The following is a 16,429-nucleotide window of genomic DNA, read 5'->3' as shown; positions in this document are numbered from 1 at the left end:
GGGGTGGGCCCACCAGGGGATTTTTCATGACGTTCACGCTCATCGTCGAGCAATTGCTGAACGGTCTGCAGTTTGGGTTGATGTTGTTTCTGATCGCGGCCGGGCTGACCCTGGTGTTCGGCATCATGGACATCATGAATCTGGCGCACGGCTCGCTCTATATGGCAGGCGCCTATGTCGCCGCCGAAACCATGCAGCGCACGGGTTCCTTCACCGCCGCCGTGCTGGTGGCCGCCGTCGCCACCGGCCTGGTCGGGGTGGCGCTGGAACTGACGCTGATCCGCCGCCTGGCGCTGCGCGACCATCTGGCACAGGTGCTGGGCACCTACGCCGTCATCCTCATCGCCAATGACCTGGTCAAGATGATCTGGGGTCCGGCCCCGGTCATGCTGAACATGCCGGCGCTGCTGTCCGGGCCGGTGCGCCTGCTGCCCGACCTGCTGTATCCGGCCTACCGCCTGATGATCATCGTCTTCGGCGTGGCCTCGGCCGTGGGGCTGTACTGGTTCGTGACGCGCACCCGTGCCGGCGTGCTGGTGCGGGCCGGCGCCTCGAACCGGCAGATGGCCACCCTGATGGGCGTGCGCGTGCCGCTGCTGTTCCTGGGCGTGTTCGTGCTGGGCGCGATGCTGGCTGCCGTGGCCGGCGCGCTGCTGGGGCCGATCACCTCGGTGCAGGTCGGCATGGGCGAGGAAATCCTGATCCTGGTGCTGGTGTGCATCGTCATCGGCGGCATCGGCTCGATCCGCGGCGCCTTCGTCGGCGCGCTGCTGGTGGGCATGGTCGATACGGCCGGGCGGGCCTTCCTGCCGATGCTGCTGCGCCAGGTGTTCTCGCCCGCGGTCGCCTCCAGCGTCGGCCCGACGCTGGCGGCCATCGCCATCTACGTGCTGATGGCGGCGGTCCTGGTGTTCCGGCCTTCCGGCCTGTTTCCGGCGCGAGGCTGATGATGCGGACCTCTTCGATGCTCTGGACCCTGGCCCTGCTGGCCGCGCTGGCGGCGTTCCCGCTGGTGGCGCCCGCGCTGGGCCTGGATTTCTATATCTCCTTCGTGCGGCGCGTGCTGATCTACGCGCTGGCCGCCACCAGCCTGAACCTGATCCTGGGCTACGGCGGCATGGTGGCGCTGGGCCACGCGGCTTTCTTCGGCGCCGGCGCCTACGCGGTCGGCATCCTGGCGATGTCGGGCGTGACCTCGGCGCTGGTGTCGTGGCCGGTGGCGATGCTGCTGGCGGCGCTGCTGGCCTTCGTCACGGGCGCGATCTCGCTGCGCACGCGCGGCGTGTACTTCATCATGATCACGCTGGCGTTCGCGCAGATGCTGTTCTACATCTTCATCTCGCTGCGCCAGTACGGCGGCGAGGACGGGCTGAACCTGCCGGGCTACTCGACGCTGCCGGGCATCGACCTGGCCAACGACGTGGCGTTCTATTACCTGGTGCTGGCGATCTTCGCCGTGATGATGTGGCTGTTCGGGCGGGTGACGCTGTCGCGCTTCGGCACCGCGCTGCAAGGCATCCGTGAAAACGAGTCGCGCATGGAATCCATGGGCTACCCGGTCTACCGCATCAAGCTCACCGCCTTCACGCTGAGCGGCGCGGCGGCGGGGCTGGCCGGCGCGCTGCTGGCCAACCACAACCTGTTCATCTCGCCCAGCCTGATGCACTGGACCCAGTCGGCCAACCTGCTGATCATGGTGCTGGTGGGCGGCATCGGCCTGCGCTATGGCGGCGTGGCCGGCGCGGTGGTGATGCTGGTGCTGGAAGAAGTGCTGCGCCAGTGGACCGAATACTGGCACCTGCCCCTGGGCGTGCTGCTGCTGGGCGTGGTGTTCGGCGCGCCGCGCGGCCTGGTGGGCCTGTTCGGCCCGCTGTTCGGCGGCCGTGCCGCGCAAACCGGCAAGGCGGGATCATGAACCAGACCCATACCCCCACGCAGGCCCCCGCGCTGCAGGCCAGCAACCTGGTGCGCCGCTTTGGCGCGCTGGTGGCCACCGACAATGTCTCGATCTCGCTGAACCCGGGCGAGATCCACGCCTTGATCGGCCCCAACGGCGCCGGCAAATCCACCCTGATCCACCTGCTGTCCGGCACGCTGGCGGCCGATTCCGGGTCGCTGGCCGTGGACGGCCGCGACGTCACCGCCATGAACGCGCACCAGCGCGTGGCGGCGGGCCTGTCGCGCTCGTACCAGATCACCAACATCTTCAAGCAGTCCAGCGTGCTGGACAACCTGGTGCTGGCGGTGCAGGCCCACGCCGGCAGCAGCTTCCGCTTCTGGCGGCCGCGCGCGGCCGAGCCGGCCCTGTACGAGCAGGCCCGCGAGCTGGCGCGCGAATGCGCCATCGACGCCAGCCTGCTGGACCGCGCCGCCGGCACCCTGCCGCACGGCGAACAGCGCAAGGTGGAGTTCGCGCTGGCCCTGGCCGCGCGGCCGCGCGTGCTGCTGCTGGACGAACCCATGGCCGGCATGGGGCCCGACGAGACCCTGCGCCTGACCGACCTGATCGAATCCCTGCGCGGCCGCGCCGCCATGCTGCTGGTCGAGCACGACATGCAGGCGGTGTTCCGGCTGGCCGACCGCATCTCGGTGCTGGTCTACGGCCGCGTGATCGCCACCGGCACGCCGGACGAGATCCGCGCCAACCCGGATGTGCGCCAGGCCTACCTCGGCGATGACGAAACGGCGCCCGCGCGCCAGGAGCTTGCCTGATGCTCAGCATTGAATCGGCCCAGAGCGGCTACGGCGCCAGCCAGGTGTTGTTCGGCGTGGACCTGCAGATCGGCGCGGGCCAGGTGGTGACGCTGCTGGGCCGCAACGGCATGGGCAAGACCACGCTGCTGCGCACGCTGTTCGGCCAGTTGCCGCTGCGCGGCGGCAGGATCCATTTCGCCGAGCAGGACATCAGCGGCTGGAGCCCGGACCGCATCGCCCGCACCGGCATGGCCATCGTTCCCGAAGGGCGCCAGTGCTTTCCCAACCTGACGGTGCGCGAGCACCTGACCGCCTTCGTGGCCGCGCGCAATCCCGCCATCGGCGAGCCGTGGACGCCCGAACGCGTGTTCGAGCTGTTCCCGCGCCTGGGCGAACGCGCCCGCAACATGGGCAACCAGTTGTCCGGCGGCGAGCAGCAGATGCTGGCCATCGGCCGCGCGCTGGTCACCAACCCGCGCCTCTTGATTCTGGATGAGGCCACCGAGGGCCTGGCGCCCAAGATCCGCGAGGAGATCTGGAACTGCCTGGCGCGCCTGCGCCAGGCCGGCCAGACCATCCTGGTGATCGACAAGTACGTCGAGCGCCTGCTGAGCCTGGCCGACCGCCACGTCATCCTGGAACGCGGCAAGGTGGTCTGGACGGGCGACTCCGCCGCGCTCGATGCCGATCGCGGATTGTGGGAACGCTACCTGGGCGTGTAGCGCGAAAGCCGCAATCCCGGCGCGGAGCGCGGATTTTCTTTCAATATAAAACGCAACAAACACGCGGTTTGCGGGGCAGGGCCTGAATTAGGCTGACCTTTGGCAAATCCGCGTGTTTACGCCTGTTTCAATTCATCTCGTGGTTCTCTACACTTAGCGCGCCGTGCGTACCGCGTGGATGCGTCACGTCTTATCAAGCTGTCAGGGAAGACTTCGCATGGCGAAATGGGGTTTGCGCAAAAAATCATTGATGGCGCTGTTGCTGGCGTGCCTGGTCGCGCTGGCGCCAGCCGCGCTGATCGGCTGGCAGGTGCTGGACGGGGTTCGCGACCACTTTGGCCGCGCCTTCGCCGACAACTTCACGCAATTGAACCGCCAGCGCATCCTGGCGCCGGTGTCGCGCGAGCTGGCGCTGTCGCAGCGGCTGGCCGACAGCGAGGTCACGCGCCGCTGGCTGCGCAACGAAAGCGACCCGGCCGCGCGCGAACTGTTCTTCCGCGAGGCCGACGGCTACCGACGCGACCTGCTGGGCCGCGCCTATTTCATCGCCAGCGCCGCCACCGGCCACTATTACTTCAATGACGACCAGCCGCTGTCGGAAGCGCCACGCTACACGCTCAGCCGCGACGCGGCCGACGATGGCTGGTTCTACAACTCGCTCAAGGCGAGCGCGCGCTACAACATCAACGTCAACCCGGACCTCAAGCTCAAGACCACCCGGGTCTGGATCAACGTGCAGGTGCGCGACGGCGACAAGGTCATCGGCCTGACCGGCGCGGGCCTGGACGTGGGCGGTTTCCTGCGCGACTTCGTCAACAGCGGCCAGCCGGGCGTCACCCCCATCATCGTCGACGAGGAAGGCGCCATCCAGGCGCACATGGATGCGGCGCTGATCGCCTACAACTCCGGAGCCAGCGGCACGGAAGGGGCCAACGGTCGCGGCATGGTGTTCAACCTGTTCGACGCCGGCAGCGGCCGCGACGAGCTGCGCTCGGCGCTGCACGCCGCCCAGGCCGATCCCCAATCGGTGCAGACCGCCTGGGTCGCGATCGACGGCGTGCGCCAACTGGTGTCGGTGGCCTACATGCCCGAACTGCACTGGCACGTGCTGACGGTGGTCGACTTGGGCGCGGCCCGGGTGCTGGACACCGACTGGCTGTGGCCGGCCGCGATTGGCCTGGTGCTGCTGTTTGCGGCCCTGCTGCTGTGTTTCGGCTACGCCATCGAGCGCCTGATGCTGCGGCCGCTGCGCCGCCTGCAGCAATCGGCCCGCGCCATCGCCAACGGCAGCTACGACGTGCGCCTGCCGCCGGGCGGCCAGGACGAGATCGGCGACCTGAGCCGCGCCTTCGGCGTCATGGCCGACAAGGTGCGCCAGCACACCGCCGAACTGGAAAGCAAGGTGCGCGAGCGCACCTCCGAGCTGGAGGATGCCAACCGCGCGATGGCCGCCGCGCACAAGAAGATCGGCGATTCCATCGACTACGCCAGCCTGATCCAGCGCGCCATCCTGCCAGACCGCCAGTTGACCCAGTCGCTCGGCGCCCACCACTTCGTGCTGTGGAAGCCGCGCGACGTGGTCGGCGGCGATTTCTACGTGTTCCGCTCGGACGGCCCGAACTGCCTGCTGGGGATCATGGACTGCGCCGGCCACGGCGTGCCGGGCGCCCTGATGACCATGCTGGCGCGCGCCGCCATCGACCTGGCCATCACCGAAGCCGGCCCTGCCGACCCCGCCGGGATCCTGGCGCGCACCGACGGCGCCATCCGCGCCATGCTTGCCGATGCGCAACTGCCGCGGGCTCTGGCAACCAATACCGACGCGGGGCTGGTATATATTGACCGCCAATCCGGCATGTTGCGTTATGCCGGGGCCAAGATCAGCCTGTTTGCCAGCAACGGCGAAACCCTGCGCGAGGTGCCCGGGGGCAAGCGCGCGCTGGGCGACAAGCGGACCGGGGCCTACCAGAATATCGAGTTGCGCATGGAGCCGGGCTGGACTTACTACCTGGCGACCGACGGCTTCCTGGACCAGGCCGGCGGCGAGCATGGTTTCGGCTTTGGCAACACGCGTTTCGCCGAAATGCTCAAGAGACACGCGCGGCGGCCGTTAACTGACCAGGCGGCCGCGTTTACCGAGGCCCTGGCTCGCTACCAGGGCGAACGGCCGCAGCGCGACGACATTACCTTGCTGTCTTTCCGTTTCGAATAATCGTTATCAGGGCGGTAACTCCCATGAATGCCTCCGATCTCTACGCATTGGGCGAGCGGTTCGACCAGAATCGCACGCTGTTGTGCTTCAACGGGCCGATCTCCCGCAGCCTGATCGAGGAAATCGGCAACGCGCTGAAGAACTACCTGAATGCCGAGCATGCCCGGCCGGCGGAGGCCATGGACGTGTTCTCGGTCTACATCGAGATGATCCAGAACATCCGCCAGTACGCCGCGCAGAACGGCGACACGGACGCCGCTGCCACCGTGGTCATCGGGCGCCGCGACGAGAGCCGCTACGTGGTGTCGGCCGGCAACCTGGTCAAGGCCGAGGATGGCCGCAGCCTGGTGGCCCGCATCCAGCGGCTGGCCGGGCTGGACAAGGCCGCCCTGAAGGCGGAGTACAAGACCCAGTTGCACAAGCCCCGCACCCCCGGCGTGGCCTCCGGCGCCGGCCTGGGACTGATCGATATCGCGCGTCGGGCCGGCGCGCCGCTGGAGGCCAGCCTGACGCCCGCCGCGGGCGAGGGCCGGGCGTTCTTCAGCCTGAGCGTCGTGATCTGACCGCCGCCCCTGAGCCTTAGACCTTTTCGGAGTTACTGATGAAAGACCTGAATATCGCGGGGACCCAGTCCACGCCCGCCATCACCGCGGACGCCGCCGCCGGCGTGCTGGCGATGCGCGGCGACTCCTACCCCGAGAATTCGTTCGAGCTGTTCGGTCCGGTGATCGAGTGGGTCGAGGCCTACCTGCTCAGCAGCGCCGCGCCGCTGAACCTGGAACTCGAATTGCTCTACCTGAACACCAGCAGCATCAAGTCCGTCATGGACATCTTCGACTTGCTGGAGGCCGCCCACGGCAAGGGCCGCAGCGTCAGCGTCACCTGGTTCTACGACATGCGCAACGAGCGCGTCGGCGAGCTGGCCGAGGAATTCAAGGAAGACTGCACCTTCCCGTTCTCGGTCGTCGGCCGCCAATGAAGGCCGGCAACGCCGAGCTGGATGACCGCATCGCCGGCCTGCTGGCGGATCCGGCGTACGCCGGGCATCCGTTGCGCGAGGCGTTGCAGGATCTGTGGCGGCACACCGCCGAACAGATGGCGCGGATCGAGCGCGTCACGCACTTGTCGGACGCCTACCAGTCCATGGCGCACCAACGCGAAATGGGCCTGTGCGAGCAGTTCGACCGCCAACTGCGGCGGCTGGCGCGCATCGCGCGCATCTCGGATCACTACCAGAGCATGATGCGCGACCTCAATGCCACGCTGGAGGAAACCTCGCGCCGCGATCCGCTGACCGGCCTGCTCAACCGCCGCGCCCTGATGGAAATGATCAAGCAGGAAGTCCAGCGCGCCGCCCGCGGCGGCCAGGCCTTTGTGGTGGCCATGCTCGACGTCGACCATTTCAAGTCCGTCAACGACCGCTACGGTCACGAGATCGGCGACCGCGCCCTGGTCGAGCTGGCTGGCGCCATGCGCCGCAGCGTGCGCGAGTACGACCTGTGCGGCCGTTGGGGCGGCGAAGAGTTCCTGGTGCTGCTGCCCGCGACCCCGCCGGAAACGGCGCAGGGCGTGATGGACCGGCTGGTCGGCGCGGTGCGCGGCCTGGCCCTGGATGTCGGCGCCGACGTGTTGCGCCTGACCGTCAGCATCGGCATGGCCTGTCACCAGCTCGGAGAAACCTTTTCAGAAACGCTCAGCAGGGCGGACCAGGCGTTGTACCTGGCCAAACAGGATGGACGCGACCGTGTCGCACTTGGTTTCCCCCGGCCCTGAAATGAACCCGGAATCGCTGTTTTTCCGGTATGGAGCCCCTTATGCTTGATTCTCATCCAGGCGGTTCGAGCGCGGCCCCGCAGGGCGCCGCGTGGCAGGTGAGCAACTATCTGGCGTCGATGGACCGGGCACTGCTGCTGTTCGATTTCGATGCCGCCGGCTCCCTTATCAACGCCAACGACAACTTCCTGGCGGCGCTGGACTACACCCGCGCCCACATCCCCGGGCTGCGCCATGACCTGCTGTGCGACAGCATGGACGAGGGCAAGGGCATCGCCAGCGCCGAACATCTCTGGGCGCGGCTGCGCCGCGGCGAGTTCTTTTCAGGCACCTGCCGTTACCGCACGCGCAGCGGCGCGTCCGTGTGGATCGAGGCGACTTACCTGCCGATGCGCGACGAAAGCGGCGAAGTGCGCCGCATCGCGGTGATCTCGCGCAAGTCGATCGCCGACGCCGAGCGCCAGGAGGAAATCCGCCTGCTGCTGCTGGGCATCAACGAAACCGGCAACGCCGTGGCCGTATCGGGCCGCGACGGCCGCATCGTCTACGTCAACGACGGGTTCCAGCGCATGCTGGGCTTCTCGCGCGCCGACGCGCTCGAGCAGGAGCTGGGCGAACTGCTGGCCGGCACCCGCCACGACGGCGGCACCCGCGAGGAACTGGACCGCCGCATCGCCTGCCGCGAGGGCTACCACAAGGACGTGCTGGTCTACGACCGCAGCGGCAAGCCGCTGTGGGTGTCGGTCATGGCCAATTCGGTGTTCGACGAGCGCGGTTCGCTGGTGAACGTCGTCGACGTGCTGACCGACATCACGCCCACCAAGGTGCACGAGGTGCTGCAGCGGCGAGTGCTGCAGGCCATGGTCAACGAGGCCTCGGTGGTGGAAGTGATGAATATGGTGTGCCGCGAGGTCGAGCGCCTGGCGCCCGAGGTCGCGGCAACGGTGCTGCGGGTGGACGAGGCCGGCAAGCTGCGGCCGCTGGCCGCCCCGAGCATGCCGACGGCCTACACCGAGGCGCTGGACGGCGAGGCCATCGGCCCGCAGTCGGGCGCCTGCGGCACCTCGGCCTTCCTGGGCCGGCCGGTTATCGTGCCCGACATCGCCACCGACCCGCTGTGGGATGACTACCGCCACCTGCCGTTGCCGGACGATATCAAGGCCTGCTGGTCCTCGCCCATCAAGTCGAGCGACGGACGTGTCATCGGCACCTTCGGCTTCTATTTCCGCGAACGCCGCCTGCCGGACGACTTTCACCATCGCCTGGTGGACGTCTGCGTCTATCTGTGCGCGCTGGCGCTGGAACGCGAAGAGGCCCGCGCCCGCATCCGCCAACTGGCGTTCTACGACGAACTGACCGGCCTGCCGAACCGCAACCTGCTGCTGGCCCAGGCCGAGCAGGCCATCGCCCGCGCCGAGCCGGAGCGCAAGCGCGTGGCGGTGCTGTTCCTGGACCTGGACCGCTTCAAGCAGGTCAATGACACGCTCGGCCACCCCATCGGCGACGCGCTGCTGCGCGATATCGCCCAGCGCCTGCGCCGCCTGGCGCGCGCCAGCGACATCGTCGGCCGCCTGTCGGGCGACGAGTTCGTGATGCTCATGCCCGATTTCGAGCATGGCCGCCTGACCGCCGCCGCCGAACACATCCTGGTGTCGCTGTCGCACCCGTTCGTGGTGGGCGGGATCACGCTCAATCCGTCGGTGAGCATCGGCATCAGCGTGTTCCCCGAGAATGGCCGCGACATGGACACGCTGCTGCGCCACGCCGACATGGCCATGTACCAGGCCAAGACGGCGGGCCGCAACCGCATCTCCTTCTTCAGCGCCGAGATGAACCGCCAGGCCCAGGAACGCCTGGCGCTGGAAGCGGCGCTGCGCGACGCGTTGGAAGGGCGCGCGCTGCGACTGCATTACCAACCGCAGGTGGGCTTGAAGAACGGCAGCCTGTATGGGGTCGAGGCGCTGGCGCGTTGGCGCCATCCGACGCTGGGCGAGATCTCTCCGGCGCGCTTCGTGCCGCTGGCCGAGGAATGCGGCCTGATCGGCGACCTGGGCGACTGGGCGGTGCGCGAGGCCTGCTCGCAGCTCTCCATCTGGCGCAACAACGGCCTGCGCGTGCCGTCGGTGTCGGTGAATCTGTCGGCCACCAATTTCCACAACCTGAACTTGCCGCGCATGATCGCCGCGACCCTGGCCGAGTTCGGGCTGGCGGCGTCGGACCTGATGCTGGAGATCACCGAGGGCGTGGTGCTGGACGCGACGGCGGGCACGCTGCGCACGATCGCCGAGCTGCATCGTCTGGGCGTGCGCCTGTCGATGGACGATTTCGGCACGGGCTATTCCAGTCTGGGCCACCTGCGACGCCTGATCGTCGATGAACTGAAGCTCGACCGCAGTTTCGTCCAGGGTCTGGAGAACGACGACGCGGCGCGGGCGCTGACCAGCGCCGTCATCCGCATCGGCGAAAGTCTCAGCCTGCCGGTGGTGGCGGAGGGGATCGAGAATGAGGAGCAGCGGCGCTTCCTGATCGAGCAGGGGTGCGCGGCGGGGCAGGGGTTTCTGTTTTCGCCGCCGTTGCCGGCTGGGGATCTTGAGGAGTGGTTGCGGGCGCGGGGGTGAGCGGGGGTTTGCTTGATTGCTGCTTCTGCGGTGACGTGGGTTCTTAAGGCGCGCGTGGTGGGGTCGGTGGGGGATGGCGGGGCTACGATTGCGGTCCGGAGCGTTCGCTCCGGACTTCCCCGTCGTCAACCTCGTCCGCCTTCGGCTCCCTACGGTTTCCCTCGGGCGCATCTACACGCCCCGCCATCCCCCACCGACCCCACCACGCGCTCGCGATGAGACTTAGCCCCGGGCGTCGGGACGGTCTGTGTGCTTGGCGTGTTGGCGCACATCGGAGCTGGAGAGGAGAGTCTTGCGGGGCCCGCCGCAAGCCGGCCGCGCGGGCGGCCTTTTGCGGCTTACGCGATGTCTTGCGTCGGAATGATGACGCTCTCGCGTGTGGGGACGGCGGAACCGTTTGCTATTGATAGTCTGTTGGCATCCCGACGGCTTGTGGTCGGCGGGAGGGGGCGTCATGCGTAACATGCCGCCGAGTCAGCACGAGCAGCCTGGCGACGTGGGCACATCGTAATCATGCGCCAATGAAACACCGCCCGCACCACGCCTGTTTGTGGTCGGCGCGAGAGGTCGTCCCGCGCAAAATGCTTGACGCCGCGCCGACCACCACCGCCCCTCCCCCTGACGTGCGGAATCATTAGAAAACCGCTCGCCGCCAGCGCGCAGCGCATCCGCAACACGTTCAAATGCACAGACGCCCATCGTGGCCGCCCGCGCGGCCGCGATGGGCAGCCCCGCAGATTCCATTCCCCGCACACAGGTCTAGCAGCGCGACAAGCCTAGACGCACGTAGCCTCTCGGGCGGGCGGACCCGGTGGCGGGCAACCTCGATGCGCCCGAGGGAATCCGTAGGGAGCCGAAGGCGTACGAGGATGACGATGGGGCAGTCCGGAGCGAACGCTCCGGACCGCAATCGTGGGCGCCCGCCATCGGGTCCGCCCGCCCGAGGGGCGACCTACGAAGATCAACCGACGCCCCAAACCTCCCCTGCACCCCCCCTGCCAATCCCCTCAGCACCCCAAGCCCGTCCCCAAAATCCACCCCCCACGTTTCCCCCATTTGCGATCCTCCCATTCCAGGTATATATTTCAAGCCTAAACTATCAAGGCCTAAAAATAGCAGCGACCCGCCCCAAGCTTCCGGGCCGCACTTCTTGGAGCGTTACGGCAATGAAAATCGTATGCATTGGTGGTGGTCCCGCCGGCCTGTATTTCGGTCTGCTCATGAAGCTGCAAGACCCGGCCAACGAAGTCACGGTGATCGAGCGCAACCGCCCCTACGACACCTTCGGCTGGGGCGTGGTGTTCTCGGACGCCACCATGCAGAACCTGCGCGAAGCCGATCCGGTTTCCGCCCAGACCATCGGTGACGCCTTCAACCATTGGGACGACATCGACATCCATTTCAAGGGCCGCAGCATCCGCAGCGGCGGCCATGGCTTCATCGGCATCGGCCGCAAGAAGCTGCTCAACATCCTGCAGGCGCGCTGCGAAGACGTTGGCGTCAAACTGGTGTTCGAGAACTTCGTCCAGGACGACCAGGCCATCGCCCGCGAATACGACGCCGACCTGGTCATCGCCTCCGACGGCATCAACAGCCAGGTCCGCACCCGCTACGCCGACACCTTTCACCCCGATATCGACCAGCGCCGCTGCCGCTTCGTCTGGCTCGGCACCAAGAAGGTCTTCGATGCCTTCACCTTCGCCTTCGTGCAGACCGAGCATGGCTGGTTCCAGGCGCACGCCTACCGCTACGAAGACGGCATGTCGACCTTCATCGTCGAGACGCCCGAGGAAGCCTGGCAGGCCGCCGGCATCGAGCAGATGAGCCAGGAAGAGGGCATCGCCTACTGCGAGAAGCTGTTCGCGCCGTGGCTGGACGGCAACGCGCTCATCAGCAACGCCTCGCACCTGCGCGGCTCGGCCATCTGGATCCGCTTCCCGCGCGTCATCTGCAACACCTGGGTCCACTGGAACCAACTGGAAACCAGCCGCGGCAAGCGCGCCGTGCCTGTGGTGCTGATGGGCGACGCGGCGCATACCGCGCACTTTTCGATTGGCTCGGGCACCAAGCTGGCGCTGGAAGACGCCATCGAACTGGCGCGCTGCCTGAGCGGCGCCGAAGGCAGCGTCGAGCGCGGCTTGAAGCATTACGAGGAAGTGCGCAGCGTCGAAGTGCTGAAGATCCAGAACGCCGCCCGCAACTCCACCGAGTGGTTCGAGAACGTGGCGCGCTACGCCGAACTCGAACCTGAACAATTCGCCTATTCGCTGCTGACCCGTTCGCAGCGCATTTCGCACGAAAACCTGCGGCTGCGCGACCCGGCCTGGCTGGAAGGCTTCGAGCGCTGGATCGCCGAGCATGCCGGCGCCCAGGCGCCGGCGGGCCAGCGGCCGCCGCTGCCCATGCTGACGCCGTACCAGGCGCGTGGCGTCAAGCTGAAGAACCGCATCCTGGTGTCGCCGATGGCCATGTATTCCTGCACCGATGGCGTGCCGGGCGACTTCCATCTGGTGCACCTGGGCGCCCGCGCCATGGGCGGCGCCGGGCTGGTGATGGTGGAAATGACCTGCGTCTCGCCCGACGGCCGCATCACCCCGGGGTGCCCGGGCCTGTGGAACGACGAGCAGCAGCAGGCCTTCGCCCGCATCGTCGGCTTCGTGCACGGCAACAGCGACGCCCGCATCGGGGTGCAGTTGGGCCATGCCGGCCGCAAGGGCTCGACGCAGTTGGGCTGGCAGAAGATCGACCATCCGCTGGCCGAAGGCAACTGGCCGCTGCTGTCGGCCTCGGCCCTGCCGTACATCGAGGGCGTGTCGCAGACGCCGCGCGCCATGACGCGCGCCGACATGGACGACGTGCGCGACAACTTCGTGGCCGCGGCCCGCCGCGCCCAGGCCGCCGGCTTCGACTGGCTCGAACTGCACTGCGCCCACGGCTATCTGCTGTCCAGCTTCATCTCGCCGCTGACCAACCATCGCGACGACGAATACGGCGGCAGCCTCGAAAACCGCCTGCGCTTCCCGCTGGAAGTGTTCCGCGCGGTGCGCGCCGTCTGGCCCGAGGACAAGCCGATGTCGGTGCGGATCTCGGCCAGCGACTGGGTCGAGGGCGGCATCACCCCCGATGACGCCGTCGAGATCGCGCGCCACTTCAAGGCCGCCGGCGCCGACATGATCGACTGCTCGTCGGGCCAGGTCAGCAAGGAAGAAAAGCCGGTCTACGGCCGCATGTTCCAGACGCCGTTCGCCGACCGCGTGCGCAACGAGGCAGGCATCCCCACCATCGCGGTGGGCGCCATCTTCGAGGCCGACCACGCCAACGGCATCATCGCCTCGGGCCGCGCCGATCTCTGCGCGCTGGCGCGTCCCCATCTGGCCGACGCCTCCTGGACACTGCGCGAAGCGGCCCGCGTGGGCTATCGTGATGTGGCCTGGCCGAGCCAGTACTTCGCCGGCAAGCGCCAGTTGGAAACCAATTTCGAACGCGCCGCCGCCATGGCGCAACTGGACATCAAATGAGCACGTCCTCCCTTCCCCTGGCCGGCCGCCACGCGCTGGTGACGGGCGGCGCCCGCGGCATCGGCCTGGCCAGCGCCCGCGCGCTGCTGGAACGCGGCGCCCGCGTCACGCTGCTGGGCCGCGATGGCGGCGCGCTGGAGGCGGCCGTCGACAGCCTGGCCAGCCTGGGCCAGGTGCAGGCGGTCAGCGCCGACATCGCCGACGAGGCCTCGGTGCGCCAGGCCTTCGTCCAGGCCGAGGCCGAACTGGGCCCGGTGCTGGTGCTGGTCAACAACGCCGGTCAGGCCGTCAGCCAGCGCTTTGACCGCACCGACGCGGCGCTGTGGCAGTCGATGCTGGCGGTCAACCTGACCGGCACCTTCCATTGCATCCAGGCCGCCTTGCCCGGCATGCTGGCGGCCAAGTGGGGCCGCGTCATCAACGTGGCCAGCACCGCCGGCCTGATCGGCTATGCCTACGTCAGCGCCTACTGCGCGGCCAAGCACGGCGTGATCGGCCTGACCCGCTCGCTGGCGCTGGAGACGGCGCAGAAGGGCGTCACCGTCAACGCCGTGTGCCCGGGCTACACCGAGACCGACATCGTGCGCGGCGCGGTCGCCAATATCGTCGAGAAGACCGGCATGACGCCGGACGCCGCCCGCGCCAAGCTGGCCGAGCGCAACCCGCAGGGCCGCCTGGTGCAGCCCGATGAAGTGGCCGAGACGGTCGCCTGGCTGGCGCTGCCGGCCTCGTCGTCCATCAACGGCCAGGCCATCGCCGTCGACGGCGGCGAAGTGATGACCGGCTGAGCCGGCGCCCACCCCTACGATTCCAGAACGGAGACACCATGAGCACGCAGCCCGAAGAGCACACCATGAAGCACCACAAGCGCCCGCTGGCCGGCTACCAGGCCCGGACGTTCCTGTGGCAGGTGTCGGCCGACGGCAAGGTCGCCACCATCACGCTCAACCGTCCCGAGCGCAAGAACCCGCTGACCTTCGATTCCTACGCCGAACTGCGCGACCTGTTCCGCGCGCTGGTGTACGCGACCGACATCAAGGTGGTGGTGGTGACGGGCGCCGGCGGCAACTTCTGCTCCGGCGGCGACGTGCATGAAATCATCGGGCCGCTGACCAAGATGAGCATGCCCGAACTGCTGGACTTCACCCGCATGACGGGCGACCTGGTCAAGGCCATGCGCGCCTGCCCGCAGCCGATCGTGGCGGCGGTGGACGGCGTCTGCGCCGGCGCCGGCGCGATGGTGGCGCTGGCCTCCGACATGCGCCTGGGCACGCCGGCCGCGCGCACCGCCTTCCTGTTCACGCGGGTGGGCCTGGCGGGGGCCGACATGGGCGCCTGCACGCTGCTGCCGCGCATGATCGGCCAGGGCCGAGCCTCCGAACTGCTGTACACCGGCCGCGCCATGACGGCCGAGGAAGGCGCAAGCTGGGGATTCTTCAACGCGCTGCACGAGTCGGACGCCCTGATGGACGCGACGGCCAAGCTGGCCGCGCAGTTGGCCGCGGGCCCCACCTTCGCCCACGGCGTGACCAAGAAACTGCTGCACCAGGAATGGAACATGGGCGTGGACGAGGCCATCGAGGCCGAAGCCGAGGCCCAGGCCATCTGCATGCAGACGCGCGATTTCCATCGCGCCTACGAGGCCTTCGTGGCCAAACAGAAGCCGGTCTTCGAGGGGAACTGATGATGCGCGACGCAAGCTGGCTGGACTGGCCGTTCTTCGACGACGCCCATCGCAAACTGGCGCATGATGTCGACGGCTGGTGCGAGAGCGCCCTGGGCCACGTCGACCACCACGACGCCGATGCGGCCTGCCGCAAGCTGGTCAAGGCCATGGGCCAGGCCGGCTGGCTGCGCTACGCGGTCGCCGGCGGCCCCGGTGGCGCCTGGGGCGGCGCGCTGCCCGAGGTGGATTCGCGTTCGGTCTGCATCCTGCGCGAAACGTTCGCGCGCCACGAGGGCCTGGCCGACTTCGCCTTCGCCATGCAGGGCCTGGGCAGCGGCGCGATCTCGCTGATGGGTTCGGACGCGCTGCGCCAGCGCTACCTGCCGCGCGTGGCCAGCGGCGAGGCCATCGCGGCGTTCGCGCTGTCCGAGCCGGATGCCGGCTCGGATGTAGCGGCGCTGGCCTGCGAGGCCCGGCTGGAGGGCGACCACTACGTGCTCAACGGCGCCAAGACCTGGATTTCCAACGGCGGCATCGCCGACTTCTATTGCGTGTTCGCCCGCACCGGCGAGGCGCCGGGCGCGCGCGGCATCAGCGCCTTCGTGGTGGATGCCGACACCCCGGGCTTCGAGATCTCGGAGCGCATCGAGCTGATCGCGCCGCACCCGCTGGCCACCATCACCTTCGACAACTGCCGCATCCCGGTGTCGCAGCGGCTGGGCGAGGCGGGGCAGGGCTTCAAGCTGGCGATGATGACGCTGGACATCTTCCGCGCCTCGGTGGCGGCCGCCGCGCTGGGCTTTGCCCGCCGCGCGCTGGACGAAGGCCTGGCGCGCGCCAGGTCGCGCCGCATGTTCGGCCAGACCCTGGCCGACCTGCAACTGACGCAGGCCGCGCTGGGCGACATGGCCACGGCCATCGACGCCTCGGCGCTGCTGACCTATCGCGCCGCGTGGATGCGCGACGTGCAGAAACAACGCACCACGCGCGAAGCGGCCATGGCCAAGATGACGGCCACCGAATCGGCGCAGACCGTGATCGACCGCGCGCTGCAGATGTTCGGCGGCGCGGGCGTGGTGTCGGGGATGCCGGTGGAGAAGCTTTACAGGGAAATCAGAGCGCTGCGTATCTACGAAGGCGCCACCGAAGTGCAGAAGTTGATCATCGCCCGGGAACTGCTGAAGGCCTGAAGAAACCATCGAGTTTCCGCTTTCGGCAGTCAACTA

The 16,429-nt window shown here is 68.2% G+C and carries 13 protein-coding genes; all 13 read left to right on the top strand.

The window, feature by feature from the left end; all coding sequences use genetic code 11:
* Positions 1-26 precede the first annotated feature (26 nt).
* The 13 genes from SB816_RS22885 (at position 27) to SB816_RS22825 (ending at position 16,393) form a co-directional block, all read left to right on the top strand.
* Complete coding sequence (locus SB816_RS22885) at positions 27-947, top strand: branched-chain amino acid ABC transporter permease (protein ID WP_006388547.1); 921 nt, start codon at positions 27-29, stop codon at positions 945-947.
* The gene (locus tag SB816_RS22880) at positions 947-1,915 is read left to right on the top strand and encodes a branched-chain amino acid ABC transporter permease (RefSeq protein ID WP_372416803.1); all 969 of its coding nucleotides are present in this window, start codon (positions 947-949) and stop codon (positions 1,913-1,915) included. Before SB816_RS22885 ends, SB816_RS22880 begins: the two co-directional genes overlap by 1 nt.
* The gene (locus SB816_RS22875; RefSeq protein ID WP_054503382.1) at positions 1,912-2,712 is read left to right on the top strand and encodes an ABC transporter ATP-binding protein; all 801 of its coding nucleotides are present in this window, start codon (positions 1,912-1,914) and stop codon (positions 2,710-2,712) included. The genes SB816_RS22880 and SB816_RS22875 overlap by 4 nt, the downstream gene beginning before the upstream one ends.
* A complete protein-coding gene (locus SB816_RS22870) occupies positions 2,712-3,416 on the top strand; it encodes an ABC transporter ATP-binding protein (RefSeq protein ID WP_049071045.1) in 705 nt (234 codons plus the stop codon). The genes SB816_RS22875 and SB816_RS22870 overlap by 1 nt, the downstream gene beginning before the upstream one ends.
* A gap of 217 nt (positions 3,417-3,633) precedes the next feature.
* Positions 3,634-5,628 (top strand): biofilm regulation protein phosphatase SiaA, encoded by a 1,995-nt coding sequence (siaA, locus tag SB816_RS22865; protein ID WP_196767545.1) that lies wholly within the window; start codon positions 3,634-3,636, stop codon positions 5,626-5,628.
* A 23-nt stretch (positions 5,629-5,651) separates the two neighbouring features.
* Complete coding sequence (gene siaB, locus SB816_RS22860; RefSeq protein WP_054503384.1) at positions 5,652-6,191, top strand: biofilm regulation protein kinase SiaB; 540 nt, start codon at positions 5,652-5,654, stop codon at positions 6,189-6,191.
* A 38-nt stretch (positions 6,192-6,229) separates the two neighbouring features.
* Entirely contained in the window at positions 6,230-6,607 is a 378-nt protein-coding gene (gene siaC, locus SB816_RS22855) for a biofilm regulation phosphoprotein SiaC (protein ID WP_054503385.1), read from the top strand.
* Positions 6,604-7,401 carry a biofilm regulation diguanylate cyclase SiaD gene (gene siaD / locus SB816_RS22850; RefSeq protein WP_054503386.1) on the top strand — a complete coding sequence of 266 codons (798 nt, stop codon included), beginning with the start codon at positions 6,604-6,606 and terminating at the stop codon, positions 7,399-7,401. The genes siaC and siaD overlap by 4 nt, the downstream gene beginning before the upstream one ends.
* Before the next feature lie 41 nt (positions 7,402-7,442).
* Positions 7,443-10,019 (top strand): EAL domain-containing protein, encoded by a 2,577-nt coding sequence (locus tag SB816_RS22845; RefSeq protein ID WP_054503387.1) that lies wholly within the window; start codon positions 7,443-7,445, stop codon positions 10,017-10,019.
* Positions 10,020-11,185: 1,166 nt separating this feature from the next.
* Positions 11,186-13,537: a bifunctional salicylyl-CoA 5-hydroxylase/oxidoreductase gene (locus SB816_RS22840; protein ID WP_175190235.1), complete on the top strand. Its 2,352-nt coding sequence runs from the start codon at positions 11,186-11,188 to the stop codon at positions 13,535-13,537.
* On the top strand, positions 13,534-14,325 hold the full coding sequence (locus tag SB816_RS22835) for an SDR family NAD(P)-dependent oxidoreductase (protein ID WP_054503389.1): 792 nt from the start codon (positions 13,534-13,536) through the stop codon (positions 14,323-14,325). Before SB816_RS22840 ends, SB816_RS22835 begins: the two co-directional genes overlap by 4 nt.
* 38 nt (positions 14,326-14,363) lie before the next feature.
* The gene (locus tag SB816_RS22830) at positions 14,364-15,221 is read left to right on the top strand and encodes an enoyl-CoA hydratase family protein (protein WP_410547587.1); all 858 of its coding nucleotides are present in this window, start codon (positions 14,364-14,366) and stop codon (positions 15,219-15,221) included.
* Between the two features lie 2 nt (positions 15,222-15,223).
* Positions 15,224-16,393 carry an acyl-CoA dehydrogenase family protein gene (locus SB816_RS22825; RefSeq protein WP_054503390.1) on the top strand — a complete coding sequence of 390 codons (1,170 nt, stop codon included), beginning with the start codon at positions 15,224-15,226 and terminating at the stop codon, positions 16,391-16,393.
* Positions 16,394-16,429: the final 36 nt, after the last annotated feature.

The organism is Achromobacter sp. SIMBA_011 (genome assembly GCF_046535435.1).
In the GTDB taxonomy this organism is placed as follows: domain Bacteria; phylum Pseudomonadota; class Gammaproteobacteria; order Burkholderiales; family Burkholderiaceae_B; genus Achromobacter; species Achromobacter dolens.
Note: the sequence above shows the minus strand (reverse complement) of the source record. Positions and strands in the feature narration are given on the sequence as shown.